The following is a 21532-nucleotide window of genomic DNA, read 5'->3' as shown; positions in this document are numbered from 1 at the left end:
TTGCGGAATGGAGCACCCGGGGATGGTCACTCGACCGCCTCCGGGTGCCGGGGCATCCGGAAGTACGGCGCGATCGTCAGCGGTGCGCGCCGTCAGGCGCGGCGGTCACGCTGAATCTTTCGCCCGCAGGCGAGCATCCACAAAGTTCCCATGGCCGCGGACCTTACAAGCCCGCGGCCGCACCCGGCGACCGATTTACGGCAGCAGCGTCACCGTGACCGACTTCGTGAGGCCCACGTTGCCCGCCGCATCGATGGACCGGTACTCGATCCGGTGCTTGCCATACCCCGGCTTGCGCTCCGAGAACGGCGACACCGTCAGCCCGCCGTCGCCGAGGTTGCCGTACGCCAGCCCGTCGATCTCCGTGCCCCGCGGCGTGAACAGGTACGGCGCGTTCGGGTCCGTCGGCCAGCCGTAGTACTTGTGCCAGCCGTCGCCGTCGACGCGGAACTCCGGCATTCCGTCGGGCGATGACAGCCGCATCGTGAACGAACCGTGGTACACGGTTCCCGGGGGCAGCTCCGCTGTCGTCGCCGGACCGGTTGCGTCCACCGTCCACGTCACCGTCGTGCCGCCGGTTGTCGCCGTGAGCCGGTGGGAGCCGCGGGGTGCGTCGAGGGCGAAGTCGGGGCCCGTTCCGGCGAAGCGGCCGTCGAGCATCCACCGGACCTGCGGGATCGAGCCGGTCGGCTCGCCGGTCTCGACGTACACCACGTCGTGGCCGCCGACCGGGCGCGAAGTCGGCGTCGAGGCCACCACCGCCGGGCCACTCGCCGGGGGCGTGACCACCGACGTGTCGACCGTCCAGGTGCGGGTCGCGGAGGGCCGGACCGCCGGGTCGCGGACGAACGGCGTCGGGTCGGTCACCGTGGCCGTCAGCGTGTGGCGGCCGGGCCGGACGTGCGCGGACCGCAGGTCGACCGCCTCGCGGCCGGGCAGCACCACGCCGTCGAGGGTCCAGCGGATGTCCAGCCGGTGGCTCACCGGGTGCATCGGCCGCACCCACACGACACGGTCGGCGCCGACCGTCCCCGCCGGGGTGCCACCCGCGATGAGCGGGACCTTCGCCGCGATCCGCTGCGTCATCCGCTCGCGGCCGACCTGGTCGAACGCGTACCCGAGCGTCTTCATCATCGAGTGCTCGCTCGGCCGCCAGACCCCGGTCTGGGTGTACAGGCCGCCTTCGAAACGGCCGATCCGGCCACCGGACTCGCTCGGCTCGCCCAGCCAGCGCCACCACTTCGCGTGCTGGGCACGCATCTGCGGCTCGGTGAGCAAAGTGTGGTGGACGGAGTCGGGCTCGCCTCCTTCGTATGCGCCGCCGGGGACGTTGCGGGCGTAGTAGTCATACTCGTCGTCGAGGCCGCCGAGGGAATGGCCGAGCTCGTGCGGCGAGATCAGCGCGGACAGGGCGTTCCCGCCGGACGCCGTCGCGTAGGTGCCGCCCGCTCCGCCGTACGTGGCGCTGTTGCCCAGCGCGAGGATCTGACGGTTCGCGCGGGTCGTGCCGGGCACGAGATCGGCGTACCGCTGGGCGGCCGCGTCGTCGACGGTCAGCAGCCGCTGGACGCTCTGTGGGTTGCAGCCGCCCCAGAACCCCATGTCCAGCGGGGTGTCCCGCTTCGGCGCGTCGAGGCCGGGGTCACAGTCCACACCGGACTCGGGCGAGGCGATCGAGACGGCGTAGACGTTGAAGTAGCTGCGGTAGGACTTGAACGGCTCGAGCGACCACAGGGTGCTGACGTGCCGCTCGACGTCGGCGAAGAACTTCGGCTGTTCGGCGGCGGTGTAGCCGTCCCCGAGCACGACGAGGTTGAACCGCTGGGCGACCGGTCCGGTGACCTGCACCTCGGTGACGGTGGCCGTGGGCTCTGCCGCCTGCGCCGGGGCGGCCGTCCCCAGGGCAAGCACGAACGCTGCGACGAACCCGGCCCACTTCCGCATGGCGGCACTCCCCTGGTCGGTGATCTTCCCGGTCTACCGCACCGAAAGCGGCACGGGAACCGCCAGAAGTCGTTTGCCGCGACGTATAGGTCGTTATACGCGGGTCAGGCGGTACCAGACCTCCGGCCGCCCGACCTGGCCGTAGTGCGGCTCGCGGTGGGCCATCCCGTTGTCCGCCAGGTACTCCAGGTACCTCCGGGCCGTCACGCGGGAGGCACCGATCGCCGAAGCCGCCGCGCCCGCGGAAAGTCCTTCCGCCGCGCCGGAAAGGGCGTCGGTGATCGCCTCCAACGTCTGCACGCTCATCCCCTTGGGCAACGGCGGCTGCTCGGTCGTGCGCAGCGCGCCGAGGGCGCGGTCGATCTCGGCCTGCCCGGTGACCTCGCCGGACGCGTCGCGGAATTCCGCGTAGCGCTCGAGCTTTTCGCGCAGCGTCGCGAAGGTGAAGGGCTTGAGCAGGTACTGCACCACCCCGACCGACACCGCCGCCTTCACCAGGCCGAGGTCGCGCGCCGACGTCACGGCGATGACGTCGATCGGCAGGCCGGCCGCGCGCAGGGAGCGGCAGACCGCCAGGCCGTGCGTGTCCGGCAGGTAGAAGTCCAGCAGCACCAGGTCGACCGGCTCGCGCTCGCAGAACCGCAGTGCCTCGCCGCCGGAGTGGACCACGCCGGCCACGGCGAACCCGGGGAGCCGCTCGACGTACACGCGGTGGGCCTCGGCGGCCACCGGCTCGTCCTCGACGACCAGCACGCGGATCACCGGGCCACCGCCTGCCGCGGCAGCCGCACGGTGAACACCGCGCCCTCGTCCCGTCCGATGTCGACCGTGCCGCCGTAGCGGCGCACCGCCTGCCCGACGAGCGCGAGACCGAGCCCGTGGCCGTCCTCCGCCTTCGTCGACCACCCACGCCGGAACACGTCGGCGTCCTCGGGCACGCCGGGGCCGTTGTCGGCCACGCGCAGCAGCAGGCCGTCCTCGTCGGAGCGGGCGGTGACGACGACCTTCGGGTGCCCGGTGCCGCGCACGGCCGCGTCGAGGCCGTTGTCGATCAGGTTCCCGAGGATGGTCACCAGGTCCCGGGCCTCGATCCCGAGCGAGACGTCGTCGATGACGGTGTCCGGGGTGACCGTCAGCTCGACCCCGCGCTCGCTCGCCTCGGCCGCCTTGCCCAGCAGCAGCGCGGCGAGCACCGGCTCGGCCACGGCACCGACGACCCGGTCGGTCAGCTCCTGGGCGAACGCCAGCTCCGCCGTGGCGAACTCGACGGCCTGCTCGGGTTTGCCGATCTCCACGAGGGAAACGACCGTGTGCAGCCGGTTCGCCGCCTCGTGCGCCTGCGACCGCAGCGCCTCGGCGAGGCCGCGGGCGGTGGTCAGCTCGCCGGTCAGCGACTGCAGTTCCGTGTGGTCGCGCAGGACGACGACGGTGCCCTGCGCACGCCCGCCCGAGCGGACGGCGTTCGTGCTGACCAGCAGCACGCGGGAGTCCGTCAGGTGCAGTTCCTCCGCCCGGTTCTCCGCCGACGTGAACGCCTCGGCCAGCCCGTCCGGCAGGCCCAGCGTCGCCAGGTCACGGCCGACCGGGTCGGTGTCGATGCCGAGGAGCGTGCGGGCGCCGTCGTTGCAGAGGCCGATCCGCCCGTCGCGGCCGACGAGCAGCACGCCTTCGCGGACCGAATGCAGCACGGCCTCGTGGTACTCGAAGAGGTTGCTCAGCTCGTCCGGCGCGACGCCCCGGGTCTGGCGCCGCAACCGGGCGCTGATCAGCCAGCCGCCCAGCGCCCCGACCAGCAGGACCGCGCCCGCCACGCCGAACAGCGGCCACAGCCGTTCGCGCAGCTCGGCCGAGATCGCCGCGACCTTGATCCCGACCGCGACCAGCGCGACGACCCGGTGGCCGGCGTCGAACACCGGCACGACCGTGCGCACCGACGGGCCGAGCGAGCCGGTGTAGGTCTCGGTGTGGTCGTGGCCCTGCTGGGCCTGGGCGATGGTCCCGATGTAGCGCTGCCCGATCAGCGCCGGGGTCGGGTGGGTGTAGCGGATCCCGTCGGGGCTCATGATCGTGATGAAGTCGACGTCGGTGTCGTCCTGCACGCGCAGCGCGAACGGCTGCAGCGTGGCGCTCGGGTTCGGCGTGGTCACCGCGGCGACGACGGTCGGCGCGTCGGCGACGGTCCGGGCGATCGCGCTCACCTGGTCCTCGGCGTTCTGCTCGACCGCGTGCCGCGCGTCCAGCCAGGCGAAGGTGATCCCGGCGCCGGCCAGCACGCAGAGCACCGCCAGCTGCAGCACGAGCAGCTGGCGCGCCAGGCTCCAACGGGACCGCACGGTCGGGGGCACCTCCTCATACCAGCACACCGCGCGGGCGGCTGTCCGAACGGGACGGTGCGATCATCACACGAACTCAATGAACACAAGTGAGCCGGATCACCGGACTCGGCCTACAGTGTGCCGCAACCCGAACACCCCTAGCTGGAGGCAACGGTGCCTACACCGACCCCCGACGCGGCGCCGCGCCGCCGCGACAAGACCCACTACCTGTACCTGGCCGTGATCGTCGCGGTCCTGCTCGGAATCCTGGTGGGCTTTCTCTTCCCCGGTTTCGCCAAGGGCCTCAAGCCGCTGGGCGACGGGTTCGTCAACCTGATCAAGATGATGATCTCGCCGATCATCTTCTGCACCATCGTGATCGGTGTCGGCTCGGTCGCCAAGGCGGCGAAGGTCGGCAAGGTCGGCATCATGGCGCTGGTCTACTTCATCGTGATGTCGACCTTCGCGCTCGCCATCGGCCTGGTCGTCGGCAACCTGCTGCACCCGGGCGAGGGGCTGCATCTCAACCCGGCCGACGTGAAGAGCGTCCAGAAGTCCGCCACCGGCTCCGAAGGGCCGGTCGACTTCCTGCTCCACATCATCCCGAAGACGTTCGTGTCCGCCTTCACCGAAGGCCAGGTCCTGCAGACGCTGCTCGTCGCGCTGCTCGTCGGCTTCGCGCTGCAGAAGCTGGGTCCGAAGGGCGCGCCGATCCTGCGCGGGGTCGAGCACATCCAGCGCCTGGTCTTCCGGGTCCTGGCGATGATCATGTGGGCCGCGCCGATCGGCGCGTTCGGCGCGATCGCGGCCGTGGTCGGCGCGACCGGCTGGGCCGCGCTGAAGAGCCTCGCGGTGATCATGATCGGCTTCTACGCGACCTGCCTGGTGTTCGTGTTCGTCATCCTCGGCCTGGTGCTGTGGCTCGGCGCCCGGGTGAACATCTGGCACCTGCTGCGCTACCTCGGCCGCGAGTTCCTGCTGATCCTCTCGACGTCGTCGTCGGAATCGGCGCTGCCGCGGCTGATCGCGAAGATGGAGCACCTCGGGGTCGGCAAGTCGGTCGTCGGCATCACCGTGCCCACCGGGTACTCGTTCAACCTGGACGGCACGGCGATCTACCTGACCATGGCGACGCTGTTCATCGCCGCGGCGCAGGACGAGCCGCTGTCGATCGGCGCGCAGATCGGCCTGCTCGTGTTCATGATCATCGCGTCGAAGGGGGCCGCGGGGGTCAGCGGTTCCGGCATCGCGACCCTGGCCAGCGGCCTGCAGTCGCACCGGCCGGAACTGGTCAACGGCGTCGGCTTCATCCTCGGCATCGACCGGTTCATGTCCGAGGCCCGCGCGCTGACCAACTTCGCCGGCAACGCCGTCGCGACCGTCCTCATCGGAAACTGGACGAAGGAGTTCGACCGCGACCAGGCCGAACGGGTGTTCGCCGGGACCGCGCCGTTCGACGAAGCCACGTTGATCGACGAGGAGCGGCAGCCCGAGCCCGAGGAAGTCGCCGCCAAGTAACACGTTCGTGCTCACGCCCCCGCTGAGCACGAGCCACCGCGGGCCGCGGTGCGAGTCTCCCCGACCTCGCACCGCGGCCCGTTCCACGTTCTGCCCAAGAGGGCACTTTCACGTGAAAGTGCCCTCTTGGTGTTCAGCTTGCTTGGGTGTCGTAGGCGACGCGGGCGGCGGCGATGTCGTCGCGGTGCTGCTCCGCCCAGCCGAGCAGGCCGTTCAGCGACTGGTAGAGCTCCTTCGCCATCGCCGTGGCTTCATACTCCACGCGCGGCGGGACGGTCGGGTAGATGGTGCGGACCAGCAGGCCGTCACGCTCCAGGTTGCGCAGGGTCAGCGTCAGCATCCGGCGGCTGATCCCTTCGACCGCGCGCTCCAGCTCGGTGAACCGCACCGGGCCCCGGATGGCCTCCAGCAGGATGCCGATCGCCCACTTGCCGCTGATCCGGTTGATGACCTCCAGCACCGTGCAGACGTCGAGTTTCTCCGGATCGATCTCGGTGACCTGGACAGGTACACCGATGTTCCCCTGGGACATGGAAGTGCCTCCTTACGCGCGTCCACATGGTCACACATGATGGGCACTGTTACAAGAAGTGCCCTGGCGACGACCAGGGGAACTCTCGACTGGAGGGGCCTGACATGGCCGAGAACCCCCCCACCCGCTCCCGCGGCCTCGCGCTGGCGGTGCTGTGCGCCGCCTCGCTGATGGTCGTGCTGGACAGCAGCATCGTCGCGGTGGCGCTGCCGTCGATCCAGGCCGACCTCGGCTTCACGCCCGCCGGGCTCTCGTGGGTCTTCACCGCCTACCTGGTCGCGTTCGGCGGCCTGCTCCTGCTCTCCGGACGGCTCGGCGACCTGGTCGGCCGCCGCCGCGTCTTCCTCGGCGGGCTGGGCCTGTTCACGCTGGCTTCCCTGGTCGCGGGCCTGGCCGCCGACGCGGGCGTTCTGGTCGTGGCGAGGTTCGCCCAGGGTGTCGGCGGCGCCCTGGCGTCGGCCGTGGTGCTCGGGATGATCGTCACGATGTACCCCGAGCCCCGGGCGCGGGCGAAGGCGATCGGCGTCTACAGCTTCACGCAGGCGGCGGGCGCGTCGATCGGGCTCATCGCCGGTGGTGCGCTGACGCAGGCGCTGAACTGGCACTGGACGTTCTACGTCAACCTGCCGATCGGCGTGGCGGCGCTGCTGCTGGCCGTCCAGGTGGTCGCGCCGGACCGCGGGACGGGCCTGCGGGCAGGCTTGGACGTGCTCGGCGCGCTCCTCGTCACCGCCGCGGTGATGCTGGGCGTGTACGGCATTTCGGCGTCGTCCTGGGGCGCGGTGGCCGCGGCGGTCGTCCTGCTCGCGGCGTTCGCGGTGCGGCAGGCGAAGGCGCGGACGCCGTTGCTGCCGCTGCGGCTGTTCCGGATCCGCGCGGTGGCCGGCGCGAACGTGGTGATGGTGCTGATGGTCGCCGGGATGCTCGGCTTCCAGTTCGTCACGGCGTTGTACCTGCAGCAGGTGCTGGGCCTCGACGCGCTGGGGACCGGCGTCGCGTTCCTGCCGGTGCCGCTGGTCATCGCCGTGGCGTCGCTCGGCTTCGCGGACAAGCTCGCGGCGCGGTTCGGCCCGCGCGCGGTGCTGCTGTCGGGCCTCGGCCTGGTGATCGTGGGCCTGCTGCTGCTCACGCAGGTGTCCGGCTCCTACTTCACCGGCGTCCTGCCCCCGCTGCTGCTGATGGGCCTCGGCGCCGGCGCGGCCATCCCGGCGCTGATGGGGCTGGCGATGGCGGACGTCCCGGCGGAGGACGCGGGTGTCGCGTCGGGCCTGATCAACACGACCCAGCAGGTCGGGGCGGCGGTCGGCACGGCGGTGCTGGCCGCGGTGGCCGCCGCCCGCACGGAGAGCCTGAGCGCGCTGGACCACCGCGAAGCCCTGGCGGCGGGGTACCGGCTGGCCTACGGGGTGAGCGCGGGCTTCCTGATCGCGGCGGTCGTGCTCGGCGGGCTGGTGCTGGGCCGCCGCACCCGCAAGGCCGCTTCCGCGGCTCCGGCGGCTCCGGCGGCTCCGGAGCAGGAGGTTTGCGTCGCCGGTCAGGCCTGACCCAAGCGAGTCAGGTCAGGTAGGCGGAAAGCCCACGGTGGCCCCGCCGCATCATCAGCGCGTGGTTCGCGCGGAAGAGCGGCCGGGCCACCGTGTCGAAGCGCCGCAGCAACTCCTTCCGGGCCTGGACGTCCTGGGTGATCTCCAGCAGCGTGCCCGCGCCCGCCGCGCGGACCGCTCCCGCCAGTGTCCCGTCGAGGTCGCCGCTGAGCCTGACCCGCATCAGGCCCCTGCGCTCGTCCTGGAGGTCCCGGTGCATCCGGACGACGATCCGGAACGGCAGCCGGGACCGGCAAACCAGCTCGGCGGTGTCGTCGTCCACGCGATGCACCGCGCGGACGTCCGACCACCACCGCGGGTAGCCGGCGAGGTCGGTGACCACGTCGAACACCCGCCCGGGCGCGCTTGCCGGCAGCAGCCACGTGCTGCGGAACCGGTAGAACGCGCCCGTCACGTCATACCTGGGCCGAGACCAGCTTCCGGCCGTCGACCGTGACGATGTCGATCGACTTCACGTCGTCGGGGGCGACCAGTGCCGACCCGTCGAGCTTGAAGCCCTGGCTTTCCCACTTCTCCGACACCTGCCAGCTGCCCGCGGTGACCGCCTTGCCGTCCTTGGTCACCACCTGGAGCAGGCACTTCTCGCCGGCCTTGACGCCCTTGACGCTGACGTCCGTCTTGACCCAGCCCTGGAACGGGATGATGGACGCGGCCAGCTGCACGCCGGTCGTCGGATCCCGGCCTTCGACGGTCTTCGTCCCGGGCACGTCCGACGGCGGTGGCGCGGGAAGCGCCTGCGACGGGGGCTCGGCCGTCTGACGGCCCACCAGCACGCCGCCACCGAGGGCGGCCACCACCAGCACCGCCGCCGCGACCAGGGCCAGGCCCCGGCGTCCACCGGAACGAGCCGGCGCCACGCGCTCTTCCTCGTCGCGCACCCGGCGCAGGGTCTTCTGCAGCAGCAGGTCCCCGCCCTCGGGCGGCCCGTCGAGGAACGCCTCGGGCGGCACCTCGTCGAGCGAGTCGCGCAGGGCCACGAGCTCGTTCAGGTCGAACCGGCACTGCGCGCAGGTCTGCAGGTGCCGCCGCTCGAAGTCGGCCGCCTCGTGGGGATCGAGCGCGCCGAGGGCGTACGCGCCGAGCTGCGTGTGACTCTCGTCCACCGAGTTCATCGCGCCACCTCCGTTCCGCTCGAAATCATCGCTGCTCTGAGTGCTCGTAGTGCGTAGTAAGACCTTGATTTCACGGTACCCGGTGCGACGCCCAGTGTTCTCGCCGCTTCGGCCACCGTCCGTCCCCGGTAGTAGATCTCCACCAGGACCTCTCGATGCTCGTTGGACAGTCCGTCCATCGCCCCGAGCACGGTCATCGAGTCCACCACCCCCTGGGCGTGGTCGCGTTCGACGGCCGGGGTCGGCACGCCTTCGGCCGGTTCGGCCACCTCCTGTGGCCGGGCCGCCCGTGCTCGTGCCCGGTCGGTGACCAGGTTGCGCGCGACGGTCAGCAACCAGCCGCGCACCGAGCCTTTCCCGTCGTTCTGCAGATCGTCCGCGTGTTTCCAAGCACGGACGAGCGTCTCCTGGACCACGTCCTCGGCTGCCGCCCGATCCCCGGTCAGCCTCGTCGCGTAGGCCAGCAGGCTTCGCCCGTGTTCGGCGTACAGCTGCCGAATGAGGTCTTCGCCTTTGGCCTTCTTAGGCCGCCTGCCTCCTATGGCCACCCTCGTCCTCCCGACGGTGTTCTGAGTCGTCGAGGACAGTAGTGCAACCCTCAGCTCCACCGGCGGTGCGTGCGCCGAGCGCAGCGCGACCATGGTGTTCATCGGCTGCCCGTCCTTCCTCGTTTGCCCGGAAAACCCCGTCGCAGTCAGTACCGTAAGTCAGTACCCGGCGCCGCCGGCCTTGCTCTTCGCGGTGATCTTGCTGCCGTCCGGCGCGACGGCGAACCACATGCCGTTGGCGCCCTGGCCGTTCATGTCACCGGTGACCTTGTCGCTCGCGGACTCGTACAGCGGCCAGCCGTTGAGCGTGATCTGCTTGCTGCCGTCCTTGCGGGTCACCGTGCCGACCTGGGTGTCCTGGATGCCCTTGAGCATCGGCGTCGCCACCCCGGCGAGCATCGGCGGCCAGGACTTCGTGCAGTCGCCGTCGCAGTTGGACGTCGGCGGCGAGGACATGTCCTTGTCGAACCGGTAGAGCGTCTTGCCGTCGGCGTCGGTGACCACCGCGCCCACCCCGTCGACCGTGGCGACCTGGAGCATCTTGTGCCCCGGCTCCCCGTGCTGCGGCCCTTGGGCGCCGTCGGCCATGTCACCGCAGGCGGACAACGAGGCGACGGCGAACAGCGCCACCGCGCTGGCGACCACCGGCCGGATACGGTTCATGACGTTCTCTCCTCGGTGAGGGCGGCTCCACCGTCCGGTGGACCTCGACACCCAGAACACGGAGGCAGGCGCGAAACGGTTCAGCCCGGTTTTCGCGCCATTCGGTGCCGGTTCGCCGCCGGATTGGTGTGTCCCGGTGATCGGCACGATCTTGTCGCCGTGCGGCCGGGTTCCTAAGGTGAGCACGTCCGCACCGCCGCCCCCGCCCGTCCGGGAGGCCGCCGTGCCCGTCAAACTCCTCGTCCTGGTGGCGCTGCTGGCCGCGGGCTGTTCCGCGCCCGCACCTTCTTTCACCGCGACCCTGACTTCGCCGACGGACGTCGTGCTCGGCTGGCCGGACGACGGCGCGGGCCACCGCGTCGAGTACGCCAACGACCCGGCCGGCCCGTGGACGACGCTGCGGTTCCTGCCCGCGCACACGACGAGCTACCACCACCCGGACCTGATCCCGGAGACGCCGTTCTACTACCGGGTGCAGCCGTTCACCGGCCCGGTCTCGACGGACCTGCGCACGGTGGTTTCGGGGGACACGGTGACGTTCACGTGGGCCGACCGCTCGAGCGACGAAGCCGGGTTCCTGCTGGAGATCCGTCGCCCGGGCGCGCCGGAGTTCGACCCGGTCGAAGTGACCGGGCCGGACGTCACGACATGTGCGCTGTCACTCCTGCCCGGCGAAGCGGGCTCGGCCTACCAGCTGCGCGCCCTGCACTACGGCCCGCTCTCCCCCGTGGTCCACCAGAGCACGGGGAAGGAGCGGTAGCCGCGACCGGCCTCAGAGGACCGTCTTCAGGAACTGGCCGGTGTAGCTGTCCTCGATGTCCGCCAAGTGCTCCGGGGTGCCCTCGGCGACCACCGTGCCACCGCCCGAGCCACCCTCGGGGCCCATGTCGATGACCCAGTCGGAGGTCTTGATCACGTCGAGGTTGTGTTCGATCACGATCACCGAGTTGCCCTTGTCGACCAGGCCGTTGATCACGCCGATCAGCTTGTTGATGTCCTCGAAGTGCAGACCCGTGGTCGGCTCGTCGAGGATGTACACCGTCTTGCCGGTCGAGCGCTTCTGCAGCTCGCTGGCCAGCTTGACGCGCTGCGCCTCGCCACCGGACAGCGTCGGCGCCGGCTGGCCGAGCCGGACGTAGCCGAGGCCGACGTCCACCAGCGTCTGCAGGTGGCGGTGGATGGCCTTGATCGGCTCGAAGAACTCCGCGGCCTCCTCGATGGGCATGTCGAGCACGTCCGAGACCGTCTTGCCCTTGTAGTGCACCTCGAGGGTCTCCCGGTTGTACCGGGCGCCCTTGCAGACCTCGCACGGGACGTAGACGTCGGGCAGGAAGTTCATCTCGATCTTGATCGTGCCGTCGCCGGCGCACGCCTCGCAGCGGCCGCCCTTGACGTTGAACGAGAACCGGCCCTGCTGGTAGCCGCGGACCTTCGCCTCGGTGGTCGCCGCGAACAGCTTCCGGACGTGGTCCCAGACCCCCGTGTAGGTGGCCGGGTTGGACCGCGGGGTCCGCCCGATCGGCGACTGGTCGACCCGCACCAGCTTGTCGACGTTGTTCAGGCCGTTGACCCGGGTGTGGCGGCCCGGCACCTGGCGGGCGCCGTTGAGCTTGTTCGCCAGCACGGTCGCGAGGATGTCGTTGACCAGCGTCGACTTGCCCGAGCCGGAGACGCCGGTGACCGAGACCAGGCAGCCGAGCGGGAACGAGACGTCGAGCCCGCGCAGGTTGTGCTCGCGCGCGCCGACGACCGTCAGCTGCCGCTTCTTGTCGACCGGCCGCCGGATGGCGGGCACCTCGATCTTGCGCCGGCCGGACAGGTACTGCCCGGTCAGCGACTCCTTGCTCTTCAGCAGCTTCTTGTACGGTCCACTGTGGACGATGTGGCCGCCGTGCTCGCCCGCGCCGGGGCCGATGTCGACCACCCAGTCGCTGGAGCGGATGGTGTCCTCGTCGTGCTCGACGACGATCAGCGTGTTGCCCAGGTTCCGCAGCCGGGTCAGCGTCTCGATCAGCCGGTGGTTGTCGCGCTGGTGCAGGCCGATCGACGGCTCGTCGAGCACGTACAGCACGCCCACCAGGCCCGAACCGATCTGCGTCGCGAGCCGGATGCGCTGCGCTTCACCACCCGACAGCGTGGCCGACGCGCGGTCGAGCGAGAGGTACGTCAGGCCGACGTCGAGCAGGAAGCGCAGGCGCGCCTGGATCTCCTTGAGCACCGCGCCGGCGATCATCGCCTCGCGCTGGCCCAGCTCCAGCTCGTCGAGAAACTGCGACGCCTCCGCGATGGACAGCGCGCAGACCTCGGCGATGGACATGTCGCCGCGGGTCTTGTGCTCCAGCGTCACCGCGAGGATTTCCGGCTTGAGCCGGGTGCCCTGGCAGGCCGGGCACGGCACCTCGCGCATGTAGCCCTCGTACCGCTCGCGCATGTACTCGGACTCGGTCTGCTCCTGCCGCCGCTCGAGGAAGGGGATGACGCCCTCGAAGTTCGCGTAGTACGAGCGCTGGCGGCCGTAGCGGTTCTTGTAGCGGACGTGGACCTGCTCGTCGACGCCGTGCAGCACCGCCTTCTGGGCGCGCGCCGGCAGCCGCCGCCACGGCGTGTCCATCCGGAACCCGATGGTCTCCGACAGCGACTCGAGCAACCGGACGAAGTAGTCCGCGCTCTGCCCGCCCGACCACGGCGCGATCGCGCCCTCGGCCAGCGACAGCTCGTCGTCCGGGACCACCAGCTCCGGGTCGACCTCCTTGCGGATGCCGATACCGGTGCACTCGGGGCAGGCGCCGTAGGGCGAATTGAAGGAGAACGAGCGGGGCTCGAGGTCCTCGATGGCCAGCGGGTGGCCGTTCGGGCAGGCCAGGTTCTCGGAGAAGCCGCGGATCCGGTGCGGGTCGTTCTCCGGCAGGTCGACGAACTCGAGCTCGATCAGCCCGTCGGCCAGGCGCAGCGCCGTCTCGACCGAATCGGTGAGCCGCTGCCGCGAGCTCGACTTGACGCTCAGCCGGTCGATGACCACGGCGATCTGGTGCTTTTCCTGCTTCTTCAGCTTCGGCGGGTCGGTGAGCGCGTGGACCGTGCCGTCGACGACCACGCGCGCGTAGCCCTGCTGCTGCAGGTTCTCGAACAGGTCGACGTACTCGCCCTTGCGCCCGCGCACCACCGGCGCCAGCACCTGGAAGCGGACGCCTTCGTCCATCTCCAGCACCTGGTCGACGATCTGCTGCGGGGTCTGCTTGCTGATCGCCTCGCCGCACTGGGGGCAGTGCGCCTTGCCGGCGCGGGCGTAGAGCAGGCGCAGGTAGTCGTAGACCTCGGTGATCGTGCCCACGGTCGAACGCGGGTTGCGCGAGGTCGACTTCTGGTCGATCGACACCGCGGGCGAAAGGCCCTCGATGAAGTCGACGTCCGGCTTGTCCATCTGCCCCAGGAACTGGCGGGCGTACGCCGAGAGCGACTCGACGTAGCGGCGCTGCCCTTCGGCGAAGATGGTGTCGAAGGCGAGGCTCGACTTCCCCGACCCGGACAGGCCGGTGAACACGATCAGGCTGTCGCGGGGCAGGTCGAGATCCACGCCGCGGAGGTTGTGCTCGCGGGCACCGCGAACAACGAGGCGATCAGCCACGCCAGGGTCCTCTCAATGTCTTCTTCAGTGCGGTCGCCGACCCGTTCTTTTATGTCCCAGTCAAGCTGCACGGGTGGCCTCGATCCATGCTACGAGCCACCACCGACAAAAACGGGTTCCGCGTCCTTGACCTGCGGTTCTTCGGGCTTCCGGCGTCTGGTGAGCCACCGGTGGGCCGGGCGTTCGACCCCCGCGGTGACCGCCCAGCCGGCCAGCACGGCGGCGCCGACGACCGCGGGGAGCCGCAGCCAGCCGGGGAGGCCGAGGTCGAGCAGGGCGCGGGCCAGGATGTAACCCAGTTCCTGGTGCACCAGATAAAGACCATACGAGATGCCCGCGAGCCAGGTGACGGCCGGGGCGATCCGGGCCAGCCCGGGGAACCGCCAGTCCGCGCCGCGGGCGGCCACGCAGACCAGCAGGAGCAGCACGGCGAACCCGATCGTGGACGGCCAGCGCAGCGCGTCCTGCGGCAGCGCGACGTGGAACGGGAACACCTGCAGGTCCTGGGCGGCGACCGCGGCCACCACGAAGAGTGCGATGTGCCACGTCTTCAGCCGCCACTGCGCCCACAGCCAGATCGCGACACCGATCGCGAAGACGTGCAGGCGGTGCAGCCCCAGGCCGTAGAAGAACGTCTCGACGACCGGGCCGGCCGTCCCCGGCGGGAAGACGAGGAAGCGCAGCGCGAGCGGGACGAGGATCAGCGCCCACAGCAGGGCGACGGTCAGCCGGTGGGTCCGCCACGACCGCGGCCACAGCAGGGCGGCGCCGGTGAAGGCCAGCAGCTGCACCGGCAGCGTCCAGTAGGAGCCGTCGAGGTAGTAGAAGGCGTCCCAGCGGATGCCCCACTCCTGCACCATGCCGAGGTTGGCGACCAGGTCCAGCCAGGTCGGGATGTACCACGGCGACGGGTTCGTCGGCGGCCCCTGCGGAACGCCGAAGAGGAACCCGGTGACGCCCGGCGGGTAGGGCAGGCCGCTGAAGGAGATGGCGGCCCACCGCGTGATGACGTACGTCACCAGGACGGCGACCAGGTACGCCGGCACCAGGCGCGCGACGCGGTTCCACAGCCACCGGCCGGGATTGCCCTTGCGGAGGCTGGCGCAAACGAAGAAGGCGGAGATCACCAGCAGGATCGCGGCGCCGAACTGCGCTGTCACCCTGATGGGGTACCCCGTGAGTTCCGGGTGCAGGAGGGCACCCTGGTGGGTGACGTGCCCGAGGACGACCGCGAAGACGGCGACGACCCGGAGGAGGTCCCAGCTGATCCGGCGCGGCGTCGGGGAGGTGGGCACGGTCGTCCTGAGGTCGGGGCTGGCGGGGTTCGCGATGAGCCTACGTGGCGGGGTGGCCGCGCGCTTGTGCGGGTGGAACCGCTTGGAACGAAACGACTACCGTGTGCACGGTGAACATCGTGGACACCTACACCGGGCACGTCGACCCGGGCGGCGACGCCACCCGGCGCACCCTGGACGCGCTCACCATCACCAAGCTGTCCGTCGGCCCGATGGACAACAACGCGTACCTCCTGGTGTGCCGTTCGTCGAACGAGGCGCTGCTGATCGACGCGGCGAGCGACCCGGAGCGCATCTCGGACCTGATCGGCCACGGCCCGGACCGGCCGTCCTTGAAGACGGTCGTCACCACCCACCAGCACCAGGACCACTGGCAGGCGCTGGGCGCGGTGGCCGGGGCGAACGGCGCGAACACGGCGGCCCACCCGCTGGACGCCGCACCGCTGCCGGTCCCGCCGGACTTCCTGGTCGAGCACGGCGACACGCTGACGGTGGGAGAGGTCACCCTGTCGGTGATCCACCTGCGGGGCCACACCCCGGGCTCGATCGCACTGCTGTACCGCGACCCGGCGGGGCACCCGCACCTGTTCACCGGGGACTCGCTGTTCCCGGGCGGGGTGGGCAAGACGTCGTCGCCTTCGGATTTCGAGTCCCTGCTCGACGACGTGGAGACACGGATCTTCGGGGAGCTGCCGGACGAGACGTGGTTCTACCCGGGCCACGGGGACGACTCGACGCTCGGCGCGGAGCGGCCGAAGCTGAAGGAGTGGCGCGAGCGCGGCTGGTGACCGATCGCGGTGGGTCGCCCCGCGCGGCCCACCGCCTCTGCGGGTTGCGAGGGGGGAGAGAGTGGATCTCGAAGAGGCGCTCCACGTGGTCGACACGCCGGTGCGCTTGTCCGGACGAAGCGACGAAGCCCTGGTTCGGGCGATTCAACAACGAAAGGACTTCAGCCCGCCCCGCAAGGCGTTGTCGCCCGCGATCGGCCTCGAGGACGGTATCGTCCTTCGGCCGATCGAGGCCCTGCACCGGCTCGCCTCGGCGACCCGTCCCCGGTACCAGGACGACGTGCTGGATCGATATCTCTGGTGGGGCCTGCTGCGGTACCTGGGCTTCTTCGCCCGTGAGTACTCCCACCCCGGTGTTCCGAAGCTCGTCTTGAGCGAAGCGGGGCGGCGCATCGTCGGCAACCAGCGGCGGGTGACCTCCGAAGAGATGGGGATCGGCTTCGGGACCGCACTCGCGGCGCGGTGGTTCGAAACCACGAGCCGGGCCGGCCTGCGTTCCGTGGTCGACATCGACGTGGCTTTGGACGCCCGTTTCGTGTTCGGGCCGGACGTCACGGCCCAGCACATCGGTACCCGGCGACCGGACTACCTCCTGATCGGTACCGATCCCCAGGACAGCAGCCGGTACGCGACCCGAGTACTCGAATGCAAGGGGACCAAGAGCACCAGCACCGCCATGGCGCAACTCGCCCGAGGCGTCGGCCAGCTCGACGGAGTCGAGATCGGCGGCCGCGTGCCGGACGGTCTGGCGACGGCCGTTGTCACCGGCGAGAGCGGGACCTCCTATCTCGCTATCGACCCCGGCGAAGACGAGGAACCGTTCTACGAAGTCTCGACGGAGTCGATCCAGAGCGTTCGAGGTTTCCGTCTCGAGTCCGACCAGGCGAACGTCCCTGCGGCGGACATGACCAGTGCCGCCGTCAGTGCTTCGTGGGCCGTGCTCGCAGACTTCGGCGGCAACTTCGAGGCGCTCCAGCAGTGGGCGCCCGAGGTGATGCAGGGTCGGCTCAGGCGACAGCCACGCGAGCGGGTGACGTTCGAGACCCCTGTGGGATCCGCACGCGGCACCAGTATCGATTTCGGGTTCGGGCAGGAACAGCTCACCGTGCAGTACGGCATCGACCAACAGGTCGACCGGGCGCTCGCCGGGGACTTCGCCGAGCCGGTGATGGAAGCCCAGCAGGCGTTCGCCACCCGGCTTCAGCGGTTCCAAACCCAGAACGGGACATCGGGACCACGGACCGTCTACTCCGCGACACCCGACGGGTCGATCTTTTCGCTCACCATGGACGACTGATCACGGACACGTTCGGAGCAGCTGGGTAACGATAGGGGACACGGGGACAACTTCCCGGACGAACCGGGCGTCTTCCACGAATCCAGCGCTGGGACTTCCATCGGTTCGCTCCGCCAGGAGGCCCCATGTCCAGACCCGTCCGACGCGCGCTCGTCGCCGTCACGCTGCTGCTCGCCGGGACGCTCGCCGCCGCGGGGGCGGCCCAGGCCGCCGCCACCACGCCCGCCCTGATCAGCATCCGGACCGGGCTCAACCCCGGGTTCGACCGGATCGTGCTCGACCTGTCCGCCGGGACCGTGCCGGGCAACCTGAACTACCAGCTCGTCGACGAGCTCACCGCCGACCCGTCCGGGGAGATCGTGTGGCTCACCGGCGAGTACTTCATCAACGTCTCCGCCTTCCCGCTCGTCGCGCACGACGCGAACGGGAACCCCACCTACACCGGGCCGCAGAAGTTCCGGACCCGGAACCTCACCAACGTCATGGCCATCGCCCTCACCGGCGACTTCGAGGCGCAGACCTCGATCGGGATCGGGGTGCGGACGCGGACCGCGGTGAACGTCTTCACGCTCACCGGGCCCAACCGCGTCGTCATCGACGTCGCCCACTGAATCCGCTGAACGGCAGGCGGGGGAGTCAGCGGCGCTCGTACGGCGTCTTCTCCCCCGCCTCGACCGCGAACGGCAGGTGGTTGCCCGCCGGGGGCAGCGGGCACGTCGCGAAGTCGGTGAACGCGCACGGCAGGTTCACCGCGCGGTTGAAGTCCAGCGTCACCGAGCCGTCCGCCGCCGGTGCTCCGACCGGCAGCGACCGGTTGGCCGCGTAGGTCGTCACGCCGCTCGTCCCGTCGGTGAACAGGATGCTGAGGCCGCCGTCCTTGCCGTTGAACGCGGTCAGGGTGTGCGACGCCCCTTCGTACTCGAAGCGGACCACGCCCGGTGCCGTGTACACGTGGCTCAAGCCCTCCACCACGGCGCCGACCGTCGTCGGGCGCGGCGCCTCGAACGGCTCGAACCGTCCGGACAGCACCCAGGACGGCGACGGCTCGTACGCCGGGACGCCGCGGAACTCGCGCAGCACCTCGGCCTTGGGGTCGTGGACGCGGATCAGGTACCCCGAACGGCGGGCCACCTCGATCTCGACGTCGCCGGCCAGCACCCGCGTGCCCGCGCCGCTGTTGACCAGCTCGAAGCGCCGGACGCCGGTGATCGGCTCCCCTTCGTGCGCCAGCGACGCGCCGGCCGGGTCGACGTACGCCGCGTCGGCGTCCTGCCACCAGCGGCCCGGGATGCCGGGGTACTCGCGCGGGGCGTCGGTCAGCCAGTCCAGCGACACCAGGGCCAGCCAGCCGTGCGGTTCGGCCAGGTCGGCCTCGCGCCGGGCCTTCCAGTCCTGCCACTCGCTCGTGAACGTGCTCATCGCGGGCCCCTTCCGTCGGCTACGACGGTGCCAACCCGCCGCCGGCGCCGCTATTCCGGGTCCCAGCATCCGGACGGGCTCAGTCCGCCGGCGGGTCGAACGACCACTGCAGCCCGTAGCTCAGGCCCTGGTGCAGGTCGTGGAACTCGAGGCCGACCTCGCCGACCCGGTTGACGATCAGCGCGTCGCCCGAGTCGACGCCGTCGTCGACCACCCGGCCCGGCACGCCGTTGAGGCGCCACACGCGCGACGGCGGTGCCGCCCGGTCGAACCGGACCCGCACCGCGAAGTGCTCGCAGCGGCGCAACGGCGTCATGGCGTAGTACGGCCGCAGTTCCGTGCGCCGCGGCGTGAACCGGATGCCGTACTCGTGCCGCTGGCCGAGCCGCAGCGGGTTCGGCAGCCGCATCACGAACTGGGCGTGACTCGCCGACACCTGGCGCGCTTCGACGATCTCGCCGCCGAACAGCGCGTCGGCGGTGATGTCCGGCACCGGGTCGCTGCCCGGTTCGGCCGGCACGCTGAACGGCAGGACCAGCTCGTCGAGCTCGTCGACCTCGGCGACGATCCGGCGTTCCTCCTGCAGTTCCGGCGGCTCGCGATCGAGCCGGAGCATCGCCTTCATCGACTCGACGTACCAGCCGGCCAGCGGGTGCAGGTCGCTGCCGGGCCCGGGCGCGCCGAGCAGCTCGTCGAGCCGGCGGAACGCCAGGTCGATCCGGCGGCGGGCGGTGCGCGGGTCGCGGTCGAGGACGCTGGCCAGCCACGAGATCCGCCGGTCGAGGAACTCCCCCGCGGCCTCCTCGTGCAGGCCGAGCGCCGCCAGCGCGGCCAGCTTCAGGTCCGGCGGCAGCCGGCCGCACAGCTCGGTCAGCCGCAGCACGAGCTTCTGGCGCGCGGCGACCGGCTGGTCGGTTTCGGTGATCGCGCACGCCGCCCGCAGGCAGGGGCCGATCCGCTGGTGCAGGTCGGCCGCGTCGAGGCCGCGGCCGCGGCGCAGTTCGTTGAGCTCGCGCACGAACGGGAGGGTGTGCTCTTCCGTCGTCCCACCCCCTCGTCCCCGCGCGGAAGATTTGCCCACGTTAGCAGTTTCCGTTCTCCGAAAGCAGGACAAAATCCGGACACCGCCATTCGGCGAATACCCGGCCGGCCGGCCCCCCACGAGCCGGCCGGCCGGGTCTCACCCGCGGCTCAGTTGACCCCGAAGATCAGGGCCCAGATCGAGTGACTCTCCATCAGACACACCTCCTCATCGCTGTACCCAGGCCGAGGCGGAAAGCGGCGCGGAGCCGTGCAACGCCGGCGCGGCGGGCTCCGCCGCGGTTCCGGCGGCCACCGCGAAACCCGCGACGGCACCGACCAGGAACGCGGCGAAGACCGATTTCACCAGGGTCAAAATCCGGCAGTAGACGTTCACGACAAGGACTCCCCGACCTCGCTCGAAATGGAATCCGGCCGGTGGGCATCGCATTCTTTCCGGCCGGGTTCCAGGATCGCCGGGCGGCGGGTTTCCTCAGATGCCCGCTGTCACGGGCGTTGTGTGCCGTTTGGCTCAGAACGGGCGAAGGCCCGCAGGACGCGAGGTTCGCGGATGAGGAACCGGCGACGGCCGGTCTCGACGATCCCGCGCTCCCGCAGCACGCGCAGCGCCCGGGCGACGGTACGCCGGGCCGCGCCGATCTGCGCGGCGATGTCCTCCTGCGACAGCGCGTCGACGACGACGCCGTCCGGCACGGTCCGGCCGTGCTCCTCGGCCAGCCGGACCAGCACCACCGCGACCCGGCGGCTGACGTCGAAGGCGGCCGCGTCGACGCGCGCGGACTCGGCGTTGCGGAGCCGGGCCGCGACCGTCTTGATGGTGGCGATGGCGATCGCGGGCCGAGCGTGCAGGACGTCGACGAAATCGGCGCCCTTCAACTGGAAGACGGTGCAGGGTTCGATCGCGCGGACCGACGCCGACCGCGGCCGCCCGGTGACCGCGGCGAGGTCGCCCAGCACCTCGCCGGGGCCGCGCAGCCCGAAGAGCACTTCGCGGCCGTCCTCGACGATCGTGGAGACGCGCACCCAGCCGGAAACCAGCACGTGGACGTGGTCGGACGGGTCGCCCTCCATGAGCACGACGTCGTTCGCGCGGAACCGGCGGCGGGTGCCCCGGGCGAGCAGGTACTCGCGATCGGCTTCGGCGAGGTAGGCCAGGAGCGCCCCCTCGCCCGCGTCGTCGTGCCCGCTCATCGTTCCCCTCCGGAGGTTCACCGTAACCCGGCGTGGCGGTCTTCGGCGAGGGGCGCGACCGGTAGGGTCGCCGCCGTGGACGTGGAGATCTACACCGACGGAGCGTGCAGCGGGAACCCCGGACCGGGCGGCTGGGGCGCGGTGCTGCGCTACGGCAGGCACGAGCGCGAGCTGTACGGCGGCGAAGCCACGCCGACGACGAACAACCGCATGGAGCTGACGGCGCCGATCCGCGCCTTGGAGAGCCTGACCCGGCCGTCGCAGGTGCGGGTGTACACGGACAGCACGTACGTGCGCAACGGCATCACGCAGTGGCTGCCCCGCTGGAAGAGCAACGGCTGGCAGACGGCGGCGCGCGCCCCGGTGAAGAACGCGGACCTGTGGCAGCGCCTGGACGCGGCGATCGGCGGCCACACGGTCGAATGGCTGTGGGTGAAGGGCCACGCGGGCCACCCGGAAAACGAGCGAGCCGACCGGTTTGCGGTGCGCGGGGCCCAGGAGGCGCGGGAAAGCGGGAAGCCGGTCAACGCGGGTTAGCCCGGACCGGACGGCCGCTGCGCCGTTCGGGCGACGACCATTCCCCTCTTCCGGTTTCCGACGCAGGATCGGACCTTCCGGACCGGGGAGGGAACGGGAGCTC

Annotated in this window: 21 protein-coding genes; 7 read left to right on the top strand and 14 right to left on the bottom strand. The window is 70.8% G+C overall.

Going from position 1 to position 21532, the window contains the following annotated elements:
• Positions 1–195: 195 nt before the first annotated feature.
• From IE317_RS22655 to IE317_RS22645, 3 genes are all read right to left on the bottom strand, one after another.
• Complete coding sequence (locus IE317_RS22655; RefSeq protein WP_191313200.1) at positions 196–1944, bottom strand: M64 family metallopeptidase; 1749 nt, start codon at positions 1942–1944, stop codon at positions 196–198.
• 93 nt (positions 1945–2037) lie between these two features.
• Positions 2038–2706: a response regulator gene (locus IE317_RS22650; RefSeq protein WP_176171321.1), complete on the bottom strand. Its 669-nt coding sequence runs from the start codon at positions 2704–2706 to the stop codon at positions 2038–2040.
• Positions 2703–4277, bottom strand: a complete 1575-nt coding sequence (locus tag IE317_RS22645; protein ID WP_191313198.1) for an ATP-binding protein — start codon at positions 4275–4277, stop codon at positions 2703–2705. The genes IE317_RS22650 and IE317_RS22645 overlap by 4 nt, the downstream gene beginning before the upstream one ends.
• A gap of 156 nt (positions 4278–4433) precedes the next feature.
• Here IE317_RS22645 and IE317_RS22640 point away from each other — a divergent pair, with 156 nt between their 5' ends.
• Positions 4434–5777 carry a cation:dicarboxylate symporter family transporter gene (locus IE317_RS22640; protein ID WP_191313196.1) on the top strand — a complete coding sequence of 448 codons (1344 nt, stop codon included), beginning with the start codon at positions 4434–4436 and terminating at the stop codon, positions 5775–5777.
• 133 nt (positions 5778–5910) lie between these two features.
• Here IE317_RS22640 and IE317_RS22635 read toward each other — a convergent pair whose 3' ends face one another.
• Entirely contained in the window at positions 5911–6309 is a 399-nt protein-coding gene (locus IE317_RS22635) for a winged helix-turn-helix transcriptional regulator (protein ID WP_191313194.1), read from the bottom strand.
• A 104-nt stretch (positions 6310–6413) separates the two neighbouring features.
• Between IE317_RS22635 and IE317_RS22630 the strand changes: the two genes are divergently transcribed.
• Positions 6414–7853: a DHA2 family efflux MFS transporter permease subunit gene (locus tag IE317_RS22630; RefSeq protein ID WP_191313192.1), complete on the top strand. Its 1440-nt coding sequence runs from the start codon at positions 6414–6416 to the stop codon at positions 7851–7853.
• A 10-nt stretch (positions 7854–7863) separates the two neighbouring features.
• Here the strand turns inward: IE317_RS22630 and IE317_RS22625 are convergent, their stop codons facing one another.
• From IE317_RS22625 to IE317_RS22610, 4 genes are all read right to left on the bottom strand, one after another.
• Entirely contained in the window at positions 7864–8307 is a 444-nt protein-coding gene (locus IE317_RS22625) for an SRPBCC family protein (RefSeq protein WP_191313190.1), read from the bottom strand.
• Between the two features lies 1 nt (position 8308).
• Positions 8309–9025, bottom strand: coding sequence for an anti-sigma factor family protein (locus IE317_RS22620; RefSeq protein WP_191313188.1), 717 nt, complete (start codon positions 9023–9025; stop codon positions 8309–8311).
• Entirely contained in the window at positions 9022–9573 is a 552-nt protein-coding gene (locus IE317_RS22615) for a sigma-70 family RNA polymerase sigma factor (protein ID WP_026469270.1), read from the bottom strand. The genes IE317_RS22620 and IE317_RS22615 overlap by 4 nt, the downstream gene beginning before the upstream one ends.
• 159 nt (positions 9574–9732) lie before the next feature.
• Entirely contained in the window at positions 9733–10236 is a 504-nt protein-coding gene (locus IE317_RS22610) for a hypothetical protein (protein WP_191313185.1), read from the bottom strand.
• 223 nt (positions 10237–10459) lie between these two features.
• Between IE317_RS22610 and IE317_RS22605 the strand changes: the two genes are divergently transcribed.
• On the top strand, positions 10460–10996 hold the full coding sequence (locus IE317_RS22605; RefSeq protein ID WP_191313183.1) for a fibronectin type III domain-containing protein: 537 nt from the start codon (positions 10460–10462) through the stop codon (positions 10994–10996).
• A 12-nt stretch (positions 10997–11008) separates the two neighbouring features.
• Here the strand turns inward: IE317_RS22605 and uvrA are convergent, their stop codons facing one another.
• Together uvrA and IE317_RS22595 are read right to left on the bottom strand one after the other, a co-directional pair.
• Positions 11009–13861, bottom strand: a complete 2853-nt coding sequence (gene uvrA, locus IE317_RS22600; RefSeq protein WP_191313181.1) for an excinuclease ABC subunit UvrA — start codon at positions 13859–13861, stop codon at positions 11009–11011.
• A gap of 89 nt (positions 13862–13950) precedes the next feature.
• Positions 13951–15156, bottom strand: coding sequence for an acyltransferase family protein (locus tag IE317_RS22595; RefSeq protein WP_191313179.1), 1206 nt, complete (start codon positions 15154–15156; stop codon positions 13951–13953).
• A 110-nt stretch (positions 15157–15266) separates the two neighbouring features.
• Between IE317_RS22595 and IE317_RS22590 the strand changes: the two genes are divergently transcribed.
• The 3 genes from IE317_RS22590 (at position 15267) to IE317_RS22580 (ending at position 17852) form a co-directional block, all read left to right on the top strand.
• Positions 15267–15944 (top strand): MBL fold metallo-hydrolase, encoded by a 678-nt coding sequence (locus IE317_RS22590; RefSeq protein WP_191313177.1) that lies wholly within the window; start codon positions 15267–15269, stop codon positions 15942–15944.
• Between the two features lie 61 nt (positions 15945–16005).
• On the top strand, positions 16006–17241 hold the full coding sequence (locus tag IE317_RS22585) for a hypothetical protein (RefSeq protein WP_191313175.1): 1236 nt from the start codon (positions 16006–16008) through the stop codon (positions 17239–17241).
• Positions 17242–17366: 125 nt separating this feature from the next.
• A complete protein-coding gene (locus IE317_RS22580; RefSeq protein ID WP_191313173.1) occupies positions 17367–17852 on the top strand; it encodes an AMIN-like domain-containing (lipo)protein in 486 nt (161 codons plus the stop codon).
• A gap of 25 nt (positions 17853–17877) precedes the next feature.
• On the opposite strand, the gene IE317_RS22575 is transcribed toward IE317_RS22580, so the two are convergent.
• The 4 genes from IE317_RS22575 to IE317_RS22560 form a co-directional block, all read right to left on the bottom strand.
• A complete protein-coding gene (locus IE317_RS22575) occupies positions 17878–18660 on the bottom strand; it encodes a DUF1684 domain-containing protein (protein WP_191313171.1) in 783 nt (260 codons plus the stop codon).
• Positions 18661–18739: 79 nt separating this feature from the next.
• Entirely contained in the window at positions 18740–19678 is a 939-nt protein-coding gene (locus tag IE317_RS22570; RefSeq protein ID WP_191313169.1) for a hypothetical protein, read from the bottom strand.
• A 231-nt stretch (positions 19679–19909) separates the two neighbouring features.
• The gene (locus IE317_RS22565) at positions 19910–20077 is read right to left on the bottom strand and encodes a hypothetical protein (RefSeq protein ID WP_191313168.1); all 168 of its coding nucleotides are present in this window, start codon (positions 20075–20077) and stop codon (positions 19910–19912) included.
• Between the two features lie 110 nt (positions 20078–20187).
• On the bottom strand, positions 20188–20892 hold the full coding sequence (locus IE317_RS22560) for a Crp/Fnr family transcriptional regulator (RefSeq protein WP_191313166.1): 705 nt from the start codon (positions 20890–20892) through the stop codon (positions 20188–20190).
• Between the two features lie 75 nt (positions 20893–20967).
• On the opposite strand from IE317_RS22560, the gene rnhA reads away from it, so the two are divergent.
• The gene (gene rnhA, locus IE317_RS22555) at positions 20968–21429 is read left to right on the top strand and encodes a ribonuclease HI (protein ID WP_191313164.1); all 462 of its coding nucleotides are present in this window, start codon (positions 20968–20970) and stop codon (positions 21427–21429) included.
• Positions 21430–21532: the final 103 nt, after the last annotated feature.

Source organism: Amycolatopsis bullii (assembly GCF_014654205.1).
Classification (GTDB): Bacteria; Actinomycetota; Actinomycetes; order Mycobacteriales; family Pseudonocardiaceae; genus Amycolatopsis; species Amycolatopsis plumensis.
This window is presented reverse-complemented; position numbering and strand designations above follow the sequence as displayed.

Coding starts and splice junctions, on each gene's coding strand:
- IE317_RS22575 (WP_191313171.1), bottom strand. CDS start 18,660: ATGAGCACGTTCACGAGCGAGTGGCAGGACTGGAAGGCCCGGCGCGAG.
- IE317_RS22630 (WP_191313192.1), top strand. CDS start 6,414: ATGGCCGAGAACCCCCCCACCCGCTCCCGCGGCCTCGCGCTGGCGGTG.
- IE317_RS22620 (WP_191313188.1), bottom strand. CDS start 9,025: ATGAACTCGGTGGACGAGAGTCACACGCAGCTCGGCGCGTACGCCCTC.
- IE317_RS22655 (WP_191313200.1), bottom strand. CDS start 1,944: ATGCGGAAGTGGGCCGGGTTCGTCGCAGCGTTCGTGCTTGCCCTGGGG.
- IE317_RS22560 (WP_191313166.1), bottom strand. CDS start 20,892: ATGAGCGGGCACGACGACGCGGGCGAGGGGGCGCTCCTGGCCTACCTC.
- IE317_RS22635 (WP_191313194.1), bottom strand. CDS start 6,309: ATGTCCCAGGGGAACATCGGTGTACCTGTCCAGGTCACCGAGATCGAT.
- IE317_RS22580 (WP_191313173.1), top strand. CDS start 17,367: ATGTCCAGACCCGTCCGACGCGCGCTCGTCGCCGTCACGCTGCTGCTC.
- IE317_RS22610 (WP_191313185.1), bottom strand. CDS start 10,236: ATGAACCGTATCCGGCCGGTGGTCGCCAGCGCGGTGGCGCTGTTCGCC.